General features: G+C 59.4%; 22 protein-coding genes. 8 read left to right on the forward strand and 14 right to left on the reverse strand.

Annotated elements, in window-relative coordinates:
* Positions 1–76 precede the first annotated feature (76 nt).
* From ACR0IY_RS17125 to ACR0IY_RS17135, 3 genes are all read left to right on the forward strand, one after another.
* Positions 77–457 (forward strand): VOC family protein, encoded by a 381-nt coding sequence (locus ACR0IY_RS17125; RefSeq protein ID WP_480675404.1) that lies wholly within the window; start codon positions 77–79, stop codon positions 455–457.
* A 241-nt stretch (positions 458–698) separates the two neighbouring features.
* Positions 699–1169: a transcription elongation factor GreA gene (gene greA / locus ACR0IY_RS17130; protein WP_170749941.1), complete on the forward strand. Its 471-nt coding sequence runs from the start codon at positions 699–701 to the stop codon at positions 1167–1169.
* A 14-nt stretch (positions 1170–1183) separates the two neighbouring features.
* Complete coding sequence (locus ACR0IY_RS17135; RefSeq protein WP_480675406.1) at positions 1184–2176, forward strand: hypothetical protein; 993 nt, start codon at positions 1184–1186, stop codon at positions 2174–2176.
* On the opposite strand, the gene ACR0IY_RS17140 is transcribed toward ACR0IY_RS17135, so the two are convergent.
* From ACR0IY_RS17140 to ACR0IY_RS17160, 5 genes are all read right to left on the reverse strand, one after another.
* Entirely contained in the window at positions 2173–3438 is a 1266-nt protein-coding gene (locus ACR0IY_RS17140) for a molybdopterin-binding protein (protein ID WP_480675408.1), read from the reverse strand. The genes ACR0IY_RS17135 and ACR0IY_RS17140 overlap by 4 nt on opposite strands.
* Positions 3435–3926, reverse strand: a complete 492-nt coding sequence (mobB, locus tag ACR0IY_RS17145) for a molybdopterin-guanine dinucleotide biosynthesis protein B (protein WP_480675410.1) — start codon at positions 3924–3926, stop codon at positions 3435–3437. Before mobB ends, ACR0IY_RS17140 begins: the two co-directional genes overlap by 4 nt.
* Positions 3923–4567 carry a molybdenum cofactor guanylyltransferase MobA gene (mobA, locus tag ACR0IY_RS17150; protein ID WP_480675412.1) on the reverse strand — a complete coding sequence of 215 codons (645 nt, stop codon included), beginning with the start codon at positions 4565–4567 and terminating at the stop codon, positions 3923–3925. Before mobA ends, mobB begins: the two co-directional genes overlap by 4 nt.
* A 51-nt stretch (positions 4568–4618) precedes the next feature.
* On the reverse strand, positions 4619–5572 hold the full coding sequence (locus tag ACR0IY_RS17155) for an AEC family transporter (protein ID WP_480675414.1): 954 nt from the start codon (positions 5570–5572) through the stop codon (positions 4619–4621).
* 110 nt (positions 5573–5682) lie between these two features.
* Positions 5683–6573 (reverse strand): formate dehydrogenase accessory sulfurtransferase FdhD, encoded by an 891-nt coding sequence (locus ACR0IY_RS17160; RefSeq protein ID WP_480675568.1) that lies wholly within the window; start codon positions 6571–6573, stop codon positions 5683–5685.
* Positions 6574–6622: 49 nt separating this feature from the next.
* On the opposite strand from ACR0IY_RS17160, the gene ACR0IY_RS17165 reads away from it, so the two are divergent.
* Both ACR0IY_RS17165 and ACR0IY_RS17170 read left to right on the forward strand, forming a co-directional pair.
* Positions 6623–7339 carry an AzlC family ABC transporter permease gene (locus tag ACR0IY_RS17165; RefSeq protein WP_480675416.1) on the forward strand — a complete coding sequence of 239 codons (717 nt, stop codon included), beginning with the start codon at positions 6623–6625 and terminating at the stop codon, positions 7337–7339.
* Positions 7336–7668 (forward strand): AzlD domain-containing protein, encoded by a 333-nt coding sequence (locus tag ACR0IY_RS17170; protein WP_480675418.1) that lies wholly within the window; start codon positions 7336–7338, stop codon positions 7666–7668. Before ACR0IY_RS17165 ends, ACR0IY_RS17170 begins: the two co-directional genes overlap by 4 nt.
* Here the strand turns inward: ACR0IY_RS17170 and ACR0IY_RS17175 are convergent.
* The 7 genes from ACR0IY_RS17175 to ACR0IY_RS17205 all read right to left on the reverse strand — a co-directional run bounded on the left by ACR0IY_RS17175 (position 7657) and on the right by ACR0IY_RS17205 (position 14167).
* Complete coding sequence (locus ACR0IY_RS17175; protein WP_480675420.1) at positions 7657–8289, reverse strand: hypothetical protein; 633 nt, start codon at positions 8287–8289, stop codon at positions 7657–7659. The genes ACR0IY_RS17170 and ACR0IY_RS17175 overlap by 12 nt on opposite strands.
* Positions 8290–8307: 18 nt before the next feature.
* A complete protein-coding gene (locus ACR0IY_RS17180; protein WP_480675422.1) occupies positions 8308–8442 on the reverse strand; it encodes an aa3-type cytochrome c oxidase subunit IV in 135 nt (44 codons plus the stop codon).
* A 68-nt stretch (positions 8443–8510) separates the two neighbouring features.
* Positions 8511–9071 carry a hypothetical protein gene (locus ACR0IY_RS17185; RefSeq protein WP_480675424.1) on the reverse strand — a complete coding sequence of 187 codons (561 nt, stop codon included), beginning with the start codon at positions 9069–9071 and terminating at the stop codon, positions 8511–8513.
* Positions 9058–10896 carry a glycerophosphodiester phosphodiesterase gene (locus ACR0IY_RS17190; RefSeq protein ID WP_480675426.1) on the reverse strand — a complete coding sequence of 613 codons (1839 nt, stop codon included), beginning with the start codon at positions 10894–10896 and terminating at the stop codon, positions 9058–9060. The genes ACR0IY_RS17185 and ACR0IY_RS17190 overlap by 14 nt, the downstream gene beginning before the upstream one ends.
* 64 nt (positions 10897–10960) lie before the next feature.
* A complete protein-coding gene (locus ACR0IY_RS17195; protein ID WP_480675428.1) occupies positions 10961–11413 on the reverse strand; it encodes a DUF6173 family protein in 453 nt (150 codons plus the stop codon).
* A gap of 4 nt (positions 11414–11417) precedes the next feature.
* On the reverse strand, positions 11418–12464 hold the full coding sequence (locus ACR0IY_RS17200) for an MBL fold metallo-hydrolase (protein ID WP_480675430.1): 1047 nt from the start codon (positions 12462–12464) through the stop codon (positions 11418–11420).
* Positions 12464–14167: an acyl-CoA dehydrogenase family protein gene (locus ACR0IY_RS17205; RefSeq protein ID WP_480675432.1), complete on the reverse strand. Its 1704-nt coding sequence runs from the start codon at positions 14165–14167 to the stop codon at positions 12464–12466. The genes ACR0IY_RS17200 and ACR0IY_RS17205 overlap by 1 nt, the downstream gene beginning before the upstream one ends.
* Before the next feature lie 138 nt (positions 14168–14305).
* Here ACR0IY_RS17205 and ACR0IY_RS17210 point away from each other — a divergent pair, with 138 nt between their 5' ends.
* The gene (locus ACR0IY_RS17210; protein WP_480675434.1) at positions 14306–15256 is read left to right on the forward strand and encodes an L-threonylcarbamoyladenylate synthase; all 951 of its coding nucleotides are present in this window, start codon (positions 14306–14308) and stop codon (positions 15254–15256) included.
* On the opposite strand, the gene ACR0IY_RS17215 is transcribed toward ACR0IY_RS17210, so the two are convergent.
* Entirely contained in the window at positions 15257–15811 is a 555-nt protein-coding gene (locus ACR0IY_RS17215) for a YqgE/AlgH family protein (RefSeq protein ID WP_480675436.1), read from the reverse strand.
* 144 nt (positions 15812–15955) lie between these two features.
* On the opposite strand from ACR0IY_RS17215, the gene ACR0IY_RS17220 reads away from it, so the two are divergent.
* Both ACR0IY_RS17220 and ACR0IY_RS17225 read left to right on the forward strand, forming a co-directional pair.
* Complete coding sequence (locus ACR0IY_RS17220; RefSeq protein WP_480675438.1) at positions 15956–16768, forward strand: protein-disulfide reductase DsbD domain-containing protein; 813 nt, start codon at positions 15956–15958, stop codon at positions 16766–16768.
* A gap of 3 nt (positions 16769–16771) precedes the next feature.
* Positions 16772–17191 (forward strand): NUDIX hydrolase, encoded by a 420-nt coding sequence (locus ACR0IY_RS17225; RefSeq protein WP_480675439.1) that lies wholly within the window; start codon positions 16772–16774, stop codon positions 17189–17191.
* Here the strand turns inward: ACR0IY_RS17225 and ACR0IY_RS17230 are convergent.
* A complete protein-coding gene (locus ACR0IY_RS17230; protein ID WP_480675440.1) occupies positions 17188–20586 on the reverse strand; it encodes an efflux RND transporter permease subunit in 3399 nt (1132 codons plus the stop codon). The genes ACR0IY_RS17225 and ACR0IY_RS17230 overlap by 4 nt on opposite strands.
* Position 20587: the final 1 nt, after the last annotated feature.

The following is a 20587-nucleotide window of genomic DNA, read 5'->3' on the forward strand; positions in this document are numbered from 1 at the left end:
AATAATATCTTGACCTAAAGTTAGGTTTAGAAATTACAGTGAGTCGGGACAAGCCTCAATTCGCAAAGGAGATCCCATGATGGCGACGCTTGAACACACCAATTTCACCGTGCGCGACCCCAAGGCCTCGGCCGAATGGATGCAAGACGTATTCGGCTGGAAAACCCGATGGGAAGGCCCGTCAATCGCCGGAGGCTACACCGTACATGTGGGCAGCGCGCATACCTACCTGGCACTGTACGCCCCCAGTGATCCGAAACCATCCAGCGAAAGCAGTTATGACATTGTTGGTGGCCTGAACCATGTCGGCGTTCTGGTCGAAGATATCGACGCTACCGAGCAGAAAGTGATCAATGCCGGGTTCACCCCCAAATCCCACGCCGACTACGAACCCGGCAAGCGTTTCTACTTCGACGATGACAATGGCATCGAATTCGAGGTGATTAGTTACGACTAGGGTGTTTCGGGGAACATCTTAAAATTTCTTTATCGCCAATGTCCCGAGAGCGCGTAGCGCGGCAGGGTATTGGCGATTCAAGTTTTTCTCGAACATCATAGGCCGTATTCCGCGCGTTGCATGGCCAAGGCCTCTTGCAATTCACGCCTCATTTGGGTCAGGTATTTGCCAACCCATCAAATCGCCCCGACGCTGGTCCAATGCGGCGGGGCGCATCAATTTATGCGTGGACGACAAGAATATGGAAAAGATTCCCATGACGCCTGCGGGCAATGCCGCGCTCGAGGCGGAGCTGAAGAACCTCAAATCCGTCGAGCGCCCGGCGATAATCGAAGCGATTGCCTCGGCGCGGGAATTGGGCGACCTGAAGGAAAACGCCGAATACCACTCGGCCCGCGAAAAGCAGGGCTTTATCGAGGGGCGTATCAAGGAACTGGAAGGCATCCTGTCTCTGGCCGATGTGATCGACCCGGCCAAGCTGTCGGGCGCGATCAAGTTCGGCGCCAAGGTCACGCTGGTCGATGAAGACACCGACGAAGAAAAGACCTGGCAGATCGTGGGAGAGTATGAGGCCAATATCGAAAACGGCCTGCTCAACATCAAATCCCCCATCGCGCGCGCGCTAATCGGCAAGGACGAAGGCGACAGCGTCGAAGTCCGCACGCCTGGAGGTGTGCGATCCTATGAAGTTCTGAGCATCGAATACGCCTGACCGGAGGGTCTGCTATGTCCGAGCCAACGCCAGAACAGGAAACCGAGCGTACACCCTCGCTGGGTATCTACGACAAGCCTTCGCGGCCGTCGTTAACCGAAATTGAAATCACCGCAATTGTACTCAGTCTGATTTGGCTAGTCGTTTCGGTGGTCTTTCTGGTGCTGCCGGACAAGATAGAAGGCGGCGGCTTTGTGGTGACCCTTCTGGCGGTTTTCATGCCGGTGGCGATGATCTGGGTCGCCGCCACGGCGATGCGGGCCAGCAGGGTCATGCGGGAAGAAAGCGAACGTCTGCAGACCGCCATTGATGCAATCCGGCAGGCTTATGTTGTTCAGCAACAGCGCGCGGCGAGCTCTTACGAGCCAACAGTCAGTAAGAAACTGGACGAAATTGCCGAAACGGCAAAAAAAACCGAAAGCGCGCTGGCCACCTTCCACACTAAACGCACCGCCCCCCCTCGCGGAGCGGTGATCAGCAAAACGGGGGGCCAGACCTCGCTGGAGCTGGGTACGCAGGCCGAAGACATTGCCCCTCCGCTGGGGACCGACATCTTTATCCGCGCGTTGAACTTTCCCGAAACGCAGGATGACGCGGAAGGATTCGACGCGCTTCGTCTGGCTCTGAAGGATCGCAAGACTGCGCAACTGGTGCAGGCCTCGCAAGATGTTCTGACCCTACTTAGCCAGGAAGGCATCTATATGGATGACCTGCGCCCCGACATGGCGCGGCCCGAAATATGGCGGCAGTTCGCGCAGGGCGACCGGGGCCGGTCAATTGCCGCATTGGGCGGCATTCGCGACCGCTCGTCGCTGGCGCTGACGGCAGCCCGGATGAAACAGGACCCGATCTTTCGCGATGCCGCGCACCATTTCCTGCGCCGCTTTGATCACATGATCGTCGCGTTCGAGCCAGAGGCCAGCGATGCCGACCTAACCGCGCTGGGTGAGACCCGCACCGCGCGCGCCTTCATGTTGCTGGGACGTGTAGCAGGAACTTTCGATTAAAGTCCGAAACTCGAGTACGGAAGAAACCGGACCATATCGCCAGGTTTGATGTGACGCGCGCCATCCTCGATTTCGACCAGCCCTTCGGCCCAGCTGAGACCGCTGATCCGGCCTGACCCTTCCGAGGCGAATACCTCGGCCCGGCCATCGCGGATACGGGCGCGCAGATACTCGCGCCGCCCCGGTTTCTTTCGTTTCTCGAATGCGGCGGGCAATTCGTACCCCTGAGGCTCCTGCCAGCCTTCACCCGCCATCAGGCCCAGCGCCGGGCGTGCAAAGATCAGCGTACAGACCATAGCCGCCACGGGGTTGCCCGGCAGACCAAAGACCGGCGTGCCATCCCAAAGGCCCAGCGCCAGAGGCCGCCCCGGCTTCAAGGCGATCCGCCATTCCTGCATCGCCCCCGCCTGCCGTAGCAAGGCCGAAACATGGTCTTCATCCCCCGCAGACGCCCCACCGCTGGTCAGGATCGCGTCTGCCTTGTTCGCCGCCGCATTCAAACACTCGCGCAAGGCATCGCGATCATCCGAAACGCGCCCCATGTCCAGTGCCTGAAAGCCCAGTCGGTCGATCAGCGCCAACAACATCGGGCGGTTGGCGTCGAAAATCTGTCCCGGACCGGCAACCTCGCCGGGCTCGACCAACTCATCTCCGGTTGACAACACCGCCACCCGCAGCGTCTTGCGAACGGGCACCTTTGCGATCCCCGTCGCGGACAGCAAAGCCAGATCGGCGGGCGTCAGCCTGCGTCCGGCTGGCAGAACCGGATCGCCTTCAGTCACGTCCTCTCCGGCGCGGCGCGTGTTTGCGCCCTGTTTCAACGGGCCGTGAAACGCGATGTGGTCGTCTTGCACGGTTACGTCTTCTTCTAGGATGACCGTATCCACCCCCGCTGGCAAAGCCGCCCCAGTCAACACACGCAGCGCGTGACCCTGTGGCACAGCTCCATCAAACGGGATGCCCGCCGCCGCACGGCCCGGATGCAAAGGCATCACCTGAGCACCCTCGGCGGCGGCACCGGAAAAACCGTACCCGTCCACCGCCGTGTTCGGCAGCGGCGGGTTCGAGCGTTGTGCCTTGATGTCTTCGGCCAGAATGCGCCCCGCAGCTTGCATCAAAGGTACAACCTCACCCCCTGTCACCACCGTCAACCGTTCGCGCAACAGGGACAGTGCGTCGTCCACCGGCGTCCAGTTCACTCCGGCGGGCAAGGCAAAACAATCATTGCGCAGGGGCGGGGGCGCGATATCCGGCTTGCTCATAATCCCACTTCCTTAAGGATGAAATTCGCGATTGCCGCTGTGTCGTCCAGATCAAAGACCGGAACCTTTACGTCCAAAGGCCTGTCGCTGGCCACAGCCCGGATCGTATCGTTTTCCGAAGCCATCAGAGCATTTCCAGCCTCGGTGCGAAACGCTTCGATCTTGGGGTGAGCTTCGCGTTTGTACCCTTCGATCAGCACCAGATCGACCGGAGACAGACGTGCCAGCAGGTCTTCCAAAGACGGTTCTGACGTACCGCGCAGTTCCTGCATGATCGCGACGCGCTGCCCTGAGGCCAACAGCACCTCGGACGCTCCTGCCGCGCGGTGACGAAAACTGTCGGTCCCCGGTTGATCGACATCGACGCCGTGATGGGCGTGTTTCACGGTCGACACGGAAAATCCGCGCCCTGTGATGTCAGCCACAAGTCGCTCTACCAAACCGGTTTTGCCCGCGTTTTTCCAGCCTGTGACGCCGTAAACCCTCATGCCTGCTCCAACAGTTTCTGCGCCCGTGCCAGATCTTTGGGTGTGTTGACGTTGAAAAACGGATCAAAGGGTTCGGCGGGGAACAACGCCTCGCGCCCATCATGATTGTCGGTCCAAAGCACAACCTTGCGCAGACCGTCATTCAGAGCAACCCGCAGATCATCGCGCAGCGCGACGGGCCAGAGGCCGAAGGTTGGGTGCCGGTTGATCCGCTTGCCGCCGCCGGATTTCAGCGCCTCGTCCCCGGTGCGTGGGGTCGTAGCCAGCACCAGTGGATGCACCTGTCCCACGGCGGCCTCCTCAAACCGCGCAACCAGATCGCGCGGGAAAAACGGTGTGTCTGCGGCAGCAGTGACGATGCTGTCAGCACCCTGAGCTGCTGCCCAATCGAGACCGGCCAAAACCCCGGCCAGAGGGCCAGCGAACCCTTCGATCGTGTCTGGCAAAACGGGTAGGTTCAGATCGGCAAACCGTTCAGGGTCACCATTGGCATTCAACGCCATACCGTCAACCTGCGGCGTCAGGCGGTCGATCACATGCGTCAGCAGGCTTTGCCCGCCGATCTGCAACAGGCCCTTGTCACCGCCGCCCATCCGGGTCGCGAGGCCGCCTGCCAGTATAACGCCGAGAGGGTTGGTCATTCCTGCACCTTACCGCTGAAAAATCAGTCGTTCGCACGTTGTAGATCGAACTCAACTCAATTGGAACGCGGTTGGATACAAGTGATGCAGGACAAACAGCCACATGATCAGTGTTCCAACCGACAGGAAAGAGGTCGCTGAAACGATATGGGCGGCAAGCTGTGGCTCCTGATCGTAATGCTTGGCCAAAAGAAAGATGTTTTTGGCTGTTGGCACCGCAGAAGAAATGGTCGCCGCAATTGTCCAGAGCGGATCAAGTCCGACAAGATGCGCCGCCAGCAGAACAAGCCCCGGCGCCACGATCAGTTTCACCAGCGTCAACGTTAGGATCAACGGCCCTGTCTGAACAATGGTTCGCACACTGGTCGTGAACCCGATTGCAAAAAGTGCGACCGCAGCCAGTGCCTGGCTGAGCAATTCGAGGTAGTCCGAAACCGCGTCCGAAAACCCAATGCCCGTGAAAGAATACGCAAGACCTGCCAAAGTGGCCGCGATGATTGGGTTTTTCAGGACATTCAGGAAAATCTTGTAAATTGGCGTCCTGGTGTCCGCCTTATGACCGGCCGAGGATTCGAGAACCGTGGTCATGACCAACAGCAAAATGGCGACCACAAGATTGGCCAGAACAGCCGGCAATGCGCCTTTAGACCCGAAAATAGAATGCAGGATGGGCAGAGCGACCAGCGCGGTATTCGACGCGACACCGGCAAAAGCCGCAACAGTCGCCGACCCGACTTGGAAGTTCAGCACGGTCTTCAGGCAGACAAACAAAACAGCGAACAAAATTAGCAGCGTCCCGCCGTAAGAAAGGTAAAACCCATAATTCAGAAGGTTTGCGAATTCCTCCTGCCCGATCAGGTAGAACATGATGGCCGGGATCAGGACATACACCGCGAATTGCACCAGCGCGTCCGACGTGTCCTCGCCCACGAGTTTCGTCCACGAGAAAACATACCCAGTCAGAATGACTGCAAAAACGGGCGCAATAAGGTTTATTAGCTCCATAACCCTCTCAGGCGAATGCCCTTCCAAAAATTTGTCTCTATGCCGCACTGTAGGGCATATCTATAAGAATTTGCAGAGTTTTATTAACGCAGCTGCGAAACGAACGGGCTTCAGAGATGAGAGCTCTTCCTGCGATGCTTTTTGTCCTCGACTGCTACGGTCGCCGGGTCCACGTCACGCATCAGACGATCTTCGCCGGACAGGCACACGAAACGTTGGCCACGCATGCGTCCGATCAGGGTAAGCCCGACCTCACGCGCAATTTCGACGCCCCAGGCGGTGAAGCCCGAGCGGGACGCCAACACAGGAATGCCCATCATCGCCGTCTTGATAACCATCTCAGACGTCAGACGACCGGTTGTATATAAAATCTTGTCCTCTGCCGTTTCGCCTTCCGACAGCATCCAGCCCGCGATCTTGTCGACGGCGTTGTGGCGGCCCACATCCTCCATATAGACCAAGGGTCGGTTTTCACGGCACAGCACCGTGCCATGAATCGCCCCGGCTTCAAGATACAACGATGGTGTACGGTTGATCTTGGCGGCCAGATCGTAAAGCCATGAGGTGCGGACCGTGACCTGCGGCAGTCGCACGTCCTCAAGCCCCTCCATCATGTCGCCGAAAACCGTGCCGACAGCGCAACCGCTGGTGCGGGTCTTTTTTTTCAGCTTGTCCTCATAGGATGTCTGACGCGCGGTGCGCACGATCACGGTTTCCAGATCGTCATCGTATTCGACCCGTTTGATCTCATCATCATTCAGCAGCATGCCCTGATTGCGCAGGAACCCCAGCGCCAGATATTCCGGGTAGTCGCCGATGGTCATCGCTGTCACGATCTCCTGTGAGTTTAGGAAGATCGTCAGAGGGCGCTCCTCGACCACCGAGATCTGGCTGACCTCACCATTATGATCTACCCCCTCGACCGCACGTGTCAGCCGCGCCGCGCCGGGATCTGGGGCGATGATGTAGTCCGAGACATCCGGTTTCGTGGCCAATTGCAACCCTTTCTCAAGACCGCTAATGCTGGTGCGGCCACCATAGGATTTAGCCATGGCAGACACCACATCCAAGTCATACTACTGGAAGGGTTTTCGCGACGGTATACCGTTCATCTTCGTCGCTATCCCGTTTGGCACCCTGTTCGGTGTGTTCGCGACCGAGGCCGGTTTGAACATTGTCCAGACCATGGCCTTCACCTCGACGGTTTTTGCGGGTGCTGCCCAGTTCGCCGCACTGCAACTGTTGCAGGACCAGACGCCCACGGCCATTATCCTGATTTCCGCGCTGGCGGTGAACTTGCGCATGGCGATGTATTCCGCCTCGCTGACCCCGTATCTGGGCGCAGCTCCACTCTGGCAGAGGGCGATAGCGGCTTATCTGACGGTCGATCAATCCTATGCCTGTTCCATCGTGCGGTTCGAGAAAGAACCAAAAATGACCGTGCCCCAACGCATGGCCTACTTTGTTGGCTCGGTCACGCCAATTACACCGCTGTGGATTCTGGCTACATACCTGGGGGCCGTTCTGGGCACGCGCATCCCCGAAAGCTGGGCGCTGGATTTCGCGCTGCCGATCACGTTTCTGGCCATGATCGGCCCGATGATGCGGACCCTGCCACATGTGGTCGCCGCCCTTGTGGCCATTGTCGTGTCGCTGCTGACGGTGGGTATTCCCTACAATCTGGGTCTGCTGATCGCCGGATGCGCGGGCATGATGGCAGGCGCAAAGGCTGAACTGGCCGCCGAGCGCAGGAGAGTGAAGGTATGACCCAGGTCGATCCCGTCACAATCTGGATCATCATTGTCGGCCTGGCACTGGGCAGTTACGGCCTGCGTTTTGTCTTCATCGGTCTGGTCGGAGACCGCCCGATGCCGCCCTGGCTGCTGCGTCACCTGCGCTATACGGCGGTGGCAATCCTGCCGGCGTTGATTGCGCCTCTGGTGGTTTGGCCGACAGCGACCGAAGGCCAGCCGGACATTCCGCGCATGGGCGCGGCCGCCGTTGCGCTGGTTGTCGGGCTGATCACGAAAAACGTGCTGGCCGCCATCTTTTCCGGGGCGGGAACTCTGTACGGTCTGCTGTACCTACTGGGGTAACGCCGCGTTCTGCTGGTTCAGACGTGCGTTATTCTCAGCAAGCCCCTTTTGCAGGTCGGCATCGTCATTTTCGCGGTATTCGGTGGTGGCAACCCCCGGGATCTGACCAAATTGATCAGACAGTTTGACAGGGTAAAAAGTCACGTCGATCTGCTCGAAACCCGGCACCTGCTGCAACAATTGAGCGGTTGCGTTGGCGCAGAACGCACCCGCCACTGGTCCCATCTGCTTAGCCAGTTGCAGAGCGATCTCGGCCTGCTGCGGCGACACTTCGATGGTCTGGATGCGTGCATAATGGGTCGAACGCGCGTGACTGCTGCGATAGGCGCGCTCGGCATTCGGGGTTATCCCATACAGCACGTCATCCTTGATCGGCACCACATCCGCACGGAACGATCCGGCAGGATCAAAGATTATCCGCTCGCTGCCGCTGATCATCAACGAGGTGTGCGCACCCGAACCGGTTCGGGTGCTGATCATGGTGTACAAGGTCAGAGTGGATGGACCCGGGTCACGATAGGACCGGGCCACGATTTCAGCCCGATCCGCCTGAGGTCGCTGCGATCCGGTGCAGCCCGCCACGGTCACTGCCAGAAGGCAGGCAAGCAATATCCTGATCACGGTCGACCCCGTTTTGGATTAAGCAGCAAAAACCGCCAGGAACAGGCAAAGGAAGACGATCGCAACCACGCACCACGTGGTGGCCTTGATGAAACTGTTGAAGGTTTTGGTTTGAACAGTGATGTCCATTTCGCCGTGCTTGTGTTCAGCCATGACTTTCAGATTCCTAATTCGCGTGTTTGAGATGTTGGATAATCGAAAATCAGAAGCCTGTCACCACGTCATTCGCGCGCAGGGGTCCCTGATTGAAAGACCGAGCACCCCGGATACCCAAACCCCCAGCGCCAGGGCAGGCCGGAACAGGGACCACCGCCCAGACGCACGGCGGTGTACATGGCCTCGGCCGTCACAGAGTGGGCCTTGCGGATCTGATCCGGGGTCATGTCATACCGGTCAGCGTATTCCTCGGCGTGGTCTGCTCCGTGTTGTTTGACACAGGCGCGCAATGCATCGTCAGCCGCAAGGCGGGCGTCAAAGCTCTGTTCTGCCTGCGTCGCACCACCCGCATTGTGATAGGCACCGTCATGGATGATGCAGCAGCCTTCCCATGGTGGGTGCGCTTCATAAAGCGCGCGAAACTTGGGAAAGGTGTCGGCTACAAAACGCCAGCTGGAAGAAAGGCCGCCTGAACAGCCATCCGTCTCAAAAGGGATCGGATCCGCCTCACCCCGCTGCGTGATCAACGCGCGATGGGCTGGCATCTCGAGGTTGCGCATGAAGTCCTGCGCCATTGCAGGAGAGGAAATCAACGCCAGAATGACAGCCAGTTTACGGGCTGGCATCGCGCATCGCCTGCGTATCGATGGACATGCCAAAGGTGGTCGCCAGCCACAGCAACAGCCGCTCTGCCGGGCCCATTTCCGCCCTCACCCTTAGCACCTCGTTTGCCATCGCCGGACGGTCGGTGATCAAACCATCCACCCCCAGCGACGCCATGGCCGACATCTGAAGCGGGTCGTTCACCGTCCAGACATAGATGTCCTTGTCGGCCTCATGGACCGAGCGTACCAGCCCCGGTGTCGCCATTGCCGCGTTCACGGCGATGAAATCACCCTCAAGCCCTGTCAGATCACCCACTGCTGTTGCGGCCAGAACACCGGCGCGCCAATCGGGGCGAATGGATTTCATCTTTTGCACCACCGGGTATTTTAGCGACATGGTTGCAATGTCGTCTTGCATCTGCAGTTCTTCAACGATTGCGACAACCCGGTTTTCCAAATCGACGTCATGTCCGTAATATTTCAACTCGATAATGACCTTGGCCTTGCCCTTCGCCGCCTCCAGTACCTCGCGCAACGTCGGTGTCCGCTCGTCGGAGTATTCCGGGCCGAACCAGCTGCCGATATCGATCTGCTCCACGTCCTCCATCGTCGCGTCCCAGACCTTGAGGTTAACGCCGGCCAGCTTCATGAAATCGCTGTCATGAGCCACAATGACCACGCCATCCGCCGTTTCCTGCACGTCTATCTCAACCCAGTCCGCGCCATCCTCTATCGCTTTCAGCACCGAAGCCATTGTGTTTTCAGGCCGTAGGGCGGCAGCTCCACGGTGGCCAATAACCTCGGCCCGGTCCGGGGCCTGCACACGCTCCAGCAGATGCTGCCCGAACCACAGCCCGACCAGCACAGCAACCACCGCCGCGCCAAGTGCGGCAAACAGCGGAATACGCAGACTGCCCGGTTCGGGGTGCGGCGGCTCTGCGGTTTTAGCCTCAAAGAAGCCATCCAACAGCACTGCCAATGCGCCCAATGCCGTGGCGGCCAGCACCAGCCCGGCCAGAGACCAGATGCCCGCAACGGCCAGGCTGTAGATCAGCGCCAGCCGCAGGTTTGCCGCCCCTTGCAACGGCACTAGCGCAAACAACAGCCCCGCTACCCATGCGATCAAAGCGGCAATGACAAGGCGCACAGCCAGCCACAGCGCCAGTTCGATCTTGAGACGACCGCGTTTCCCCTCCATCCGGTTGGCGCTGATGTTGAAGGCATGCGCCGGGTGAATGCTTTCAAACAGCACCAGATGCAGCGACAAAGCCCAGCCTGACAGTCGGCGGATCAACACCCAGACCATTGCCAGAACCACGACCCCGATCAGCCCTACTGCCACCCAGAATGAGGGCGGGTGGAAGGTCAGGTAGTAATTGATGTCATACTCGGTCAACGTCCACCATGCGATCAAAGCGGCGACGGCGGCAAAGGGCAGGACCAGCAGCAGAACGCGTAAGACAAACCGCACCGCAAAGCCGAACAATGCGGGCAGGCGGGTTAGGATCAGACCGATTGAGGAACTGCCCGCGCGCCACGGATCGGCCTCTCCCATCCGCAGTGAACCTGCCATGACCGAGAAAACAAACACTTCGGCCAGCAGAAACAGACTGAGCACGGTAATCGCTGCGACGAACCCGGCGGGCGACAGGATGAAGGCGGCGATGGCCTGATCGGTCAGCGCAGTCTGATTGGACAGCGACACCGCAAGGTTCACCGTGATCGCCACACCCGGCGCGATCAACGCCAGCAGCAGCAGCCGCACGGCAATGTAGATCGGCACAAAGACTCTGCGGCGCGCCCACGCGCCCCTGTAGGCACTTGTAACGGCTGAGAAACTGGTCACGCGGCACCCCCTTGAATAGTGCACTCATTCAAGGCTGCGCAGGCGTGAATTGCAAGTCAGACGGTCAGCTTTCTTCCAGATCCTTCGCCAGCCGGAAACCGATGCGGTTGGCGGGTTTGTCCTCGACCGATTTCGGCAATGCCCGTAGCATCACGTTCAGCTGGCTGACATGCTGCACCAGCTGGGTTCGCGCACCGGCCGCATCCGAGCCGTAAAAGGTGATGATATCGGGGTCGAAATACCCCATTCCTTCGATCCGCATCACACCGGCATCACCGCCGGTGAAGCCCATGGCGACCTCTTGATCGCTGTCCAGTGTCTGTTCGAAGTTCTGGATATAAAGGATCAGCCGTTCATAAGCCCATTGCGCTGGACTTTTGGTTTCGACCGGTTTTTGTAGTTGGCCGGGCAGATCCTTGGCACCGGATTTTGCATTTGGGTTGGCGTGAAACTCATAACATCGGGGCAAAGCCGCCGCTTCCGCTGCTTCGGCCGATGTTTCGATCTGGTCCTGCATGACTTTACCCTTTGCGCTGAAACTCCCACGCCCCGTCCGCGCGCCGCGTGCGGGTAACGGTCCCAATGTGGTAAAGATGGTTCAGATGTGCAACCGCCTCGACCAGCGCCAGCCCATACTCGCCCTCACCGATCGAACGCTTGAACAGCGGGACAAAGCAATCGGCGGCGGTTTTTGGCGTATCGAGGTAATCCTGCAACCGCTCCAGTGCACCATGGTGGTTGTCGATCAGTTGTTTCATGCGCAGCGGCAGGCCGGTGAACGGCAGCTTGTGCCCGCCCAACGCCAAATGATCTGGCCGCGCAAGTTCCTGCAAACGCTCGCAGGCCTCAAGCCATTCGGCAACAGGATCGGCCATCGGTTCGGTGACATAAACGCCCAAGTTCGGACTGATCGAGCTGAGGATCTGGTCCCCGGTAATCACCAGATTGTCATCGCGACTCCAAAAAGTTGCGTGCTCGGGGGCGTGACCATTGCCCATATGCACGTCCCAATCGCGGCCGCCCATGCGGATCACGCTGCCCTGCTTGATCCGGGTAAAGCCCAGCGGCATCGGATAGACCGTGTCGCAGAAGTTGAAAGGCCGTTGGGTCATGCGCCTAGCCAGAAAATCGGCATCCATCCCGGCGCTGCGGTAGTAATCCAGCGTTTCCTGCGGCCAGCTTTCCTGCACGTCCAATTGCAGCATCCGTGCGAACAACCAGGCGGTGCGGGTCGTTACCAGCTCCGCCCCGTGCTCGGACTGGAACCAGCCTGCGTTGCCGATATGGTCGGGGTGGTGATGGGTAACCACCACGCGGTTGATCGACTTGCCAGCCAGCGGCCCCGCCATCAGTTCCGCCCATATGCGGCGGGTCTTGTTCGACGACATACCGGTGTCGATCACCGTCCATCCATCGCCGTCATCCAGCGCATAGATGTTGACGTGATCCAAGGCCATGGGCAGCGGCAGCCGCATCCACAGCACCCCTTCGGCAACCTCAACCGCTTCGCCTGGCGCCGGAGGCTCGGGCCACGGATATCGGAGTGCCAAAGGAGTATCTCCGTCCATTAAGCCACCAGCTCCTCGGCGCTGAGGGCATAAATGTCCTCGGCCCCGTTTTGCGCCTGTACCAGAAGACCAGCATATTCCGGTAGCAACGCGTTGATGTAATACCGCGCCAGTTTGAAGCGCGGACCGTTGGGTTCCGCCAGTGCCGCCTTGAGGTGGTAATGCGCTCCCAACACGCGAGCAAAGGCTTGCAGATACGGAACCGCACCGGCAAACCGGTTGTTCATGTCCGACTGCGCCACAATCCATTCAGTGGTTTCACGCAGGCTCTCGGTCGCCTCCCATACGGGCCCGGCCAGATCTGGTACCGTTGCGCGGGCCTGCTCGGCGTGATCTTCGATCTCGTCCAGCAGACGCGAGGCCGCCTCGCCGCCATCCATCATCTTGCGCGCCACCAGATCCATAGCCTGAATGCCGTTGGTGCCCTCATAGATCGCGGTGACGCGGACATCGCGGTAGAACTGCGCCGCACCGGTTTCTTCGATAAAACCCATGCCGCCATGCACCTGAACGCCGGTCTCGGACACGCGCATACCGGTCTCGGTGCCAAACGCCTTGCAAATCGGTGTCAGTAGCGCAGCGCGTGCTTTCCACTCGTCATCGCCGGTTGCAGTGGCCATGTCGATCGCCGCCGCGTTGGCCAGCATGATTGCCCGCGCGGCAAAGGTATCCGCGCGCATGCTCATCAGCATCCGGCGCACATCTGCGTGGTCGATGATCGTGCCCGAAGGCGTCTTGCCCTGTTTGCGTTCCAGTGCATAGGACAGCGCGTGTTGGTACGCCCCTTCGGCCGCGCCAACGCCCTGACCACCAACGCCCAAACGCGCGTTATTCATCATGGTGAACATCGCGGCCATGCCACCATGCTCATTGCCGACAAGCCAGCCCTTGGCTCCGTCATACTGCATCACGCAGGTCGGCGAACCGTGCAAGCCCATTTTATGCTCAAGCGATACGACCTTCAGATCGTTGGCCACGCCGGGGTTGCCATTCTCATCGGGCAGGTACTTGGGCACCAGAAACAGCGAAATCCCCTTGGTTCCCGGCACTCCATCCGGCAAGCGAGCCAGCACCAGATGGCAGACGTTTTCCGCAAAATCGTTGTCGCCCCAGGAGATGAAAATCTTCTGCCCGGTCACCGAATAGGTGCCATCTCCGTTCGATTCCGCTTTTGACGTCAGCGCGCCAACGTCCGATCCGGCCTGCGGCTCGGTCAGGTTCATGGTGCCCGACCATTCACCGGAAATCATCTTGGGCAGGTAGAGCGCCTTCAGTTCGTCACTGGCGTGATGCTCCAACGCCTCGATCTGGCCCTGTGTCATCAGCGGTGCCAGTTGCAGTGACAGACACGCAGCTGCCATCATTTCGTTCACTGCCGTTGTCACGGTCATCGGCAGGCCCATGCCACCATATTCGGGATCACCACTCATCCCGATCCAGCCGCCTTCCGCAATCGCCTTCCAGCCGTCGCTATACCCCGGAGAGGTCCGCAGCACGCCATTCTCCAGACGCGTGGGTTCCAGATCGCCGGGGCGTTGCAGCGGGGCCATCACCTCTTCGCACATCTTTCCGGCTTCGGTCAGAATTGCGCTGACCACATCTTCGCTGGCTTCCGAGAATTCCTCGGTTTCTGCAATCCGGTCGAATCCGACGACGTGGCGGAATATCAGTTCATAGTCGGAAATGGGCGCGCGGTATGACATGAGTTCCCTCGGGGCTAACAATACGGTTTTTCGCGGGTGGGGTTGGAAATTGCAATGCCCACCTTTATGCATCCTTGTTGAACTCGATTACCTATCCAGCCCCATGGCACAAGCAATCAAAACGCGGCGTCACTACAGATGATCCCAAACGGCACGTTGGAATTAGCCGCCGATCCAGGCGGAATCGCACAGGCCGCTGACCTGTTGCGGCAGGGACTGCTGGTCGCCTTTGCGACCGAGACAGTCTACGGGCTGGGGGGCGACGCGCGCAACGGTGAGGCCGTGGCAGGCATTTACGCAGCCAAGGGGCGGCCCAGCTTCAATCCGCTGATTGCACATGTCGCCTCTGTGGAGGCCGCGCACCGCTATGTCGAATGGTCGGACCGGGCCGAAAGGCTGGCTGCGGCCTTCTGGCCCGGCCCCTTGACGCTGGTATTACCCCTGCGCGCCGGTCATGACATTTCACCGCTGGTCACCGCCGGGCTGGATACGTTGGCAGTGCGGGTTCCCGCTCATGGCACCGCCCGTGCGCTGTTGTCAGACTTTGACGGGCCGGTTGCGGCGCCGTCAGCCAACCCGTCAGGCCAAATCAGCCCAACAACTGCCGATCACGTAATGGCGGGATTGCGTGGTCGCATCGCAGCGGTTTTGGATGACGGCCCGTGCGGTGTTGGCGTAGAATCCACGATCGTTGGCCTCGCGGGAGAGCCCACCCTGCTGCGCCCGGGAGGCGTGGCGCTAGAACAAATCGAAACCGTTCTCAACACACAACTTCACCTGCATCAGGACGGCGATCTGTTGACCGCACCCGGACAGCTGCAATCTCACTACGCCCCGGATGCTTCGGTACGACTGAACGCAAACAACAGGCAAGGCGATGAGGTTTTGCTGGGTTTCGGTCCTGTCGATTGTGACCTGAACCTGTCGGTGGAGGGAAACCTAACGGAGGCTGCGGCGAACCTGTTTTCGGCCATGCATGCGCTAAATGATACCGGCCGCCCAATTGCCGTGTCACCGATCCCGGATCACGGGCTGGGGGCGGCAATCAACGACCGGCTGCGCCGCGCCGCTGCGCCACGCGACAGCTGATCACGCCCGACCGGCGCTGGCCGACAGGGTCAGCGGGTCAACACCCAGCGTGGCCAATGCAGCCTCCCATTTCTCATCGTCGGGCACATCAAACACCAGTTTCGAAGTCGCATCGGTCGTCAACCAGCCATTCATGGCGATTTCATCCTCAAGCTGACCGGGCCCCCAGCCGGAATATCCCAGCGCCAGAGTTGAATTCAGCGGGCCCCGGCCCGAGGCCAGATCCTCGAGCACATCCAGCGTTGCGGTCATGCTGAAATCGTCAGAAATCTGCATGGAATGTAGGTTGGCGTCATAGTCCGCGCTATGCAGGACAAAGCCGCGCGACATCTCGACCGGACCACCGAAATGAACCAGACGTTCACCCACGACCGGGATTCGACAGGCGATATTCAGCTGCTCCAGCAGAGTTTTGATCCGCAGATCTGACGGTTTGTTGACGATCAACCCCATCGCCCCGTCGTCGCCGTGGCTGCACATGTAAACCACCGAATGATCGAAACGCGGATCCCCCATTCCAGGCATCGCAATCAACAGTTTTCCGGTCAGGTCCATGAATCGTCATTCCTTTCTGGATCCCCTCAACAATGGCCTCGGGGCACCGGGATTGGCAAGGGATCAGAGCGTTTTTCCCAAGATTTCACCCGGGTGACCGGAACGTGACTTGGAATCGAAGCCAGAACCGCGCATTTAGAAGGGATGAAGCACCTTTTCAAACCCGTTGTCGTTGCTGTGACAGCCAGCCTGGCCCTGATCTTCCCTGCGCATGCGCAGATTACGGATGGGGTTGTGAAACTGGACGTTCTTGATGGCGGACGCACGGCCGACGGCACCTATTTGGGCGCGTTGCGCCTGACCCTTAAGGATGGCTGGAAGACCTATTGGCGCGCGCCCGGCGATGCTGGCATCCCACCGCAGTTTGACTGGAAGGGATCAAGCAATGTGGGGGATGTGTCGATCACCTGGCCCTCACCCGAGGTTTTTGTGCAAAACGGCCTGCAATCGATCGGCTATGCCAATCAGCTGGTACTGCCGGTTGAAGTCACCCCCCGCAACCCGGCCAAACCCGTACGGTTACGTGGTGAGATGGACCTGGGTGTTTGCAAGGACGTCTGCATCCCCGAACAGCTGGACTTCGATCATGTTCTGAACGCGGACGCCGACCGAAACCCGGCGATTGCGGCAGCATTGGCTCAACGTCCCTATTCGGCGAAAGAAGCTCGTGTAACTGCCGCTACCTGCCACCTGACGCCCACATCAGATGGTATCCGGATCGAGGCCCGCGTTACCATGCCGTCAGCCGGAGGCAGCGAGATCGCCGTAATTGAACCGGGCAACCCGGCACTCTGGGCTTCGCAGCCGGAAACGACCCGGCAGGGGGATACGCTGGTGACCACGTCCGAGGTTATCAACGGGGCAGGTGGACCATTTGCGCTGGACCGATCCGAAATCAGGATCACGGTTCTGGGGGCCAATCACGCCGTCGACATCCAGGGGTGCAACGCGGGCTGAAGCATGGAGAACACTCCAAAGATCGGCGCACTGGCGGTTGTTGTTCACGAGGCCCAGGTTCTGCTGGTACAGCGCAGCAAACAGCCTGACGCAGGGCTGTGGGGATTTCCCGGTGGTCATGTGGAGTGGGGTGAAACCGTTTTGCAGGCCGCGCAAAGAGAGCTGCACGAGGAAACGTCGGTCATCGCAGAACCACTGCTCTATCTCGACAATCTGGACCTGCTGCGCCACGACGCGCAAGGCAATACCCTGTCGCACTACCTGCTGGTTGGGGTAGCCTGCCGATATTGTTCCGGCACACCGCTTGCCAATGACGATGCGCTGGATGCCCGCTGGTTTCCGGTTGAACAGATAAGACGCGGCGATCTGCCGATGAGCGACCGGGTCATCGACCTTCTGGAAACAGCTTTACGCCGGGGTTAAGCGGTTCGCCCCCTGAGGCGCACATATAGTAGACTGGATAGCACAACGCTTAGTACCAGAATTGGCACGGCGCCAACGACGAACACGCCTAGACCCATGCTCAGTGCCGCAGCGCCGCCCTCGCCCGGGTAGAGGCCCGACAGCGGGCCAACAGGCACGCCCGCAATCGCAGGCCACACCATGGTGACACCGAACCAGACCAGCAGGGCCGATCCCGTAGCCAACAATGCGCCCTGCACAACACGATCCGGCGCTCGCAGCGCCCGGCGCATTGCCGTCATTGGCCGCGACAGATCGTTCAGAATGGCCAGCAAGGCCGGCACCAACAGTAACACCAGAAGCATCCCAAAACCCAGTCCGTACACCAGTGTAATCACCGAAGGTTTGAGAAACTGCGCCTGTTGCGAGCCCTCATACAGCAGTGGTGTCAGCCCCAGAACTGTTGTCAGCGTTGTTAACATCACCGGCCGCAACCGGTCTGCAGTTCCCTCGACAATCGAGGGCACCAGTCCGCGGCTTTTCTGATACTCGTCAATGGTTGTCACCAGGACGATCGAATCGTTGATGATGATACCGGTCATTCCCAACAGACCGACTACGGTGAACATACTTAGAGGCACATCCCAGACGTAGTGGCCCCAGATCGCCCCAACTAGACCAAACGGAATAATTGCCATTACCACGACAGGCCGGGTCCAACTGGCAAAAACCCAGGCCAACACAAGGTATATCCCGGTCAGACACAGGATCAGCCCTGTGCGTGCCTCGGACAGGAATTCGTCTTCCTGCTCGCTCAGGCCCGCCAGCCGCCACTCGATCTGTCGTTCGGCTGCGATATTGGGCAAAATGTCTTCTTTCAACGCGCGCTCGATTTCTGTCGCGCGAGCCGGGTCATCTTCGGAAATGTCGCCAAACACGGCGATCGTCCGAAGCCCGTTTTCGCGCCGAACAACCGAAAACCCCGATTTGCGCTCGACCGAAACGATATCGGCCAGCGGCACATACACACCGTCCGGTGTGCGCATCAGGGTGCGTTCCAGAAAATCGGCGGTCAGCTCATCTTCGGGCAGTTCAACGCGAATCTCGGCGCTGCGTGGACCATCGGGGAATGTCGCGGCTTCGATCCCGTTCAACCTGTCGCGCAGTACACGGCCCAGCGTCTCGATCCGGAAACCCAGCGCCTGCCCTTTGGCAGTCAGGTCAAGAACGAAATCTTCCTTGTCATAGGCCAGATCGTCTTCCACCGCCGAAACTTCGGGGTATTTAGCCAACTCTGCCTGCAAGTCCTCGGACGCGGCCTTGAGCGTATTTACGTCGGCACCGTAAAACTCCACGTCTATCGAATCCCCACCGGGCCCCGACCGCCAGCCCCGGAATGAGAGCAGTTCAACCTTGGGGTGGCGTGGAACAAATTCCTGCAACTCGCCCACGAATTCAAAGCTTGAATACGGACGCAGATCCGCGTCGATCAGTTCGATCGAAATACCGCCCAGCAAATCGTCATCCTTGCCGTCGGCCGCCGCCAGACCATACCCCGCCGAACCGCCGATTTCCGCCAGCACATAGTCGATGGGGTTCCGCCCATGGCGCTCTTCATAAATCTTGCCCAGTTCTTCTGTCGCACGCTGCACCTGACGCATCATGTCCAGCGTATCGGCTCGGGTCGCCCCTTCGACCATCATGAAGTTACCGGTTACCGATCCCCGTTCCGGCGCATTGAAGAACCGCCAGTTCACATCTCCACGGATGAACAGGGCAATCTGACTGGCCAGGATCACAACCATCACTGCGACAACCACATACCGTGCCCAGACAACCCAGGCGATCAGCGGCCGGAACAAATGATCCCGCACCCAGCGAAAGCCGCGGTTCACCACCCGATTGGGCAGGTCATACCAATGTTCTTTGGCCGAGTGCGCAATGGCATGGGCCATGTGGTTGGGCAGGATCAGAAAACACTCGATCAGCGAGGCAATCAGAACCGCAATCACGGTAAAGGGGATGTCGCGGATCAGCTCGCCAAACCGTCCACCAATTGCGGTCAGACCAAAAAAGGCGATCACGGTCGTCAGGGTTGCGGCAAAAACCGGCATTGCCATGCGTCGCGCCGCCCGTTCGGCCGCCACGATCGGGGGTTCTCCTAACCGCCGGGCGCGAAAATCGGCATGCTCACCAACGACGATAGCGTCGTCGACGACAATCCCCAACGTGATGATCAGGCCAAACAGAGACACCATGTTGAGAGACAGCCCACCGATATACATCAGGGCAATTGCCGCCGACATCGCAACCGGAATACCGGCGGCAACCCAAAAGGCGATGCGCGCGTTCAGAAACAGGAACAATAAACAGACCACAAGGCCCAGCCCCATCAGTCCGTTATCGACCAGAATATTCAAACGATCTGTGATTGCCTGCGCGCGGGTTCGGATCAGTTCAACTGTCACTCCCTGCGGTAGACTGGCTTGAAATTCGGCGACAACGTCCTCGACCGAGCGTTGAATTTCAATCGCATCGCCGAGGTTTGAACGGTCTATGCGCACTGACATCGCCGGGTTTTCGCCAACAAAGTAGCTGCGGATACGATTGACGCCTTCCACGCGAATTTCTGCAACATCGCCGACGTATAACTTTGACCCGTCAGAGAAATTCCGCAGCGCGATGCCTTCAATCTCATCAGGGGTGCGTTTTTCCGTACCGGTGCGGATACGGGCGTTGGCCCCGGAAACATCGCCTGCCGGGCTAGCCGTGACCTCAGCGGCAATTGCCGAGGCTATGTCGGACATGGCGATATCGTTGGCGATCAGTTGTGCGGTCGGAACCTCGACCACCACGCGAGGGGCGGCGGCGCCCCGGACTGTCGTACGGGTCACTCCAACCGCAAACAGGCGGTTGATCAGCTCGTCGGTAAACTTGGCCAGCTGATCCGGGTCCACCGGCCCGGTGATAACAACATCAGTGACCCGATCCCGCCAGGCACCGCGCCGGATCGAGGGTTCTTCGGCGTCTTCGGGCAGGTTCGTTACACTGTCAACGGCGGTTCTGACTTCGTCGACCGCGCGCGACATATCCCAATTCGGTTCAAATTCCAGCCGGATATTGGCCCGCCCTTCACGCGAGCTTGACGTCGTGCCTGCCACACCTTCCACTGCCTGCAAGGCCGGTTCCAGTAGCTGAACGATGCCGTTATCCACATCCTCGGGGCCAGCTCCGTCCCATTCGACGTCGACATCGACACGTTCGAGAATCACATCCGGGAAAAACTGCGCACGCATTGCTGGCATCGCGGCCGCGCCCAGCACCAGCATGACCACCAACAACAGGTTCGCGATCGTACGATGCCGTGTGAAATAGCTGAGGATACCGCTCGCCGCGCCGGGGATTTCACGCACCATC

This window comes from Ruegeria sp. BC1 (assembly GCF_056539305.1).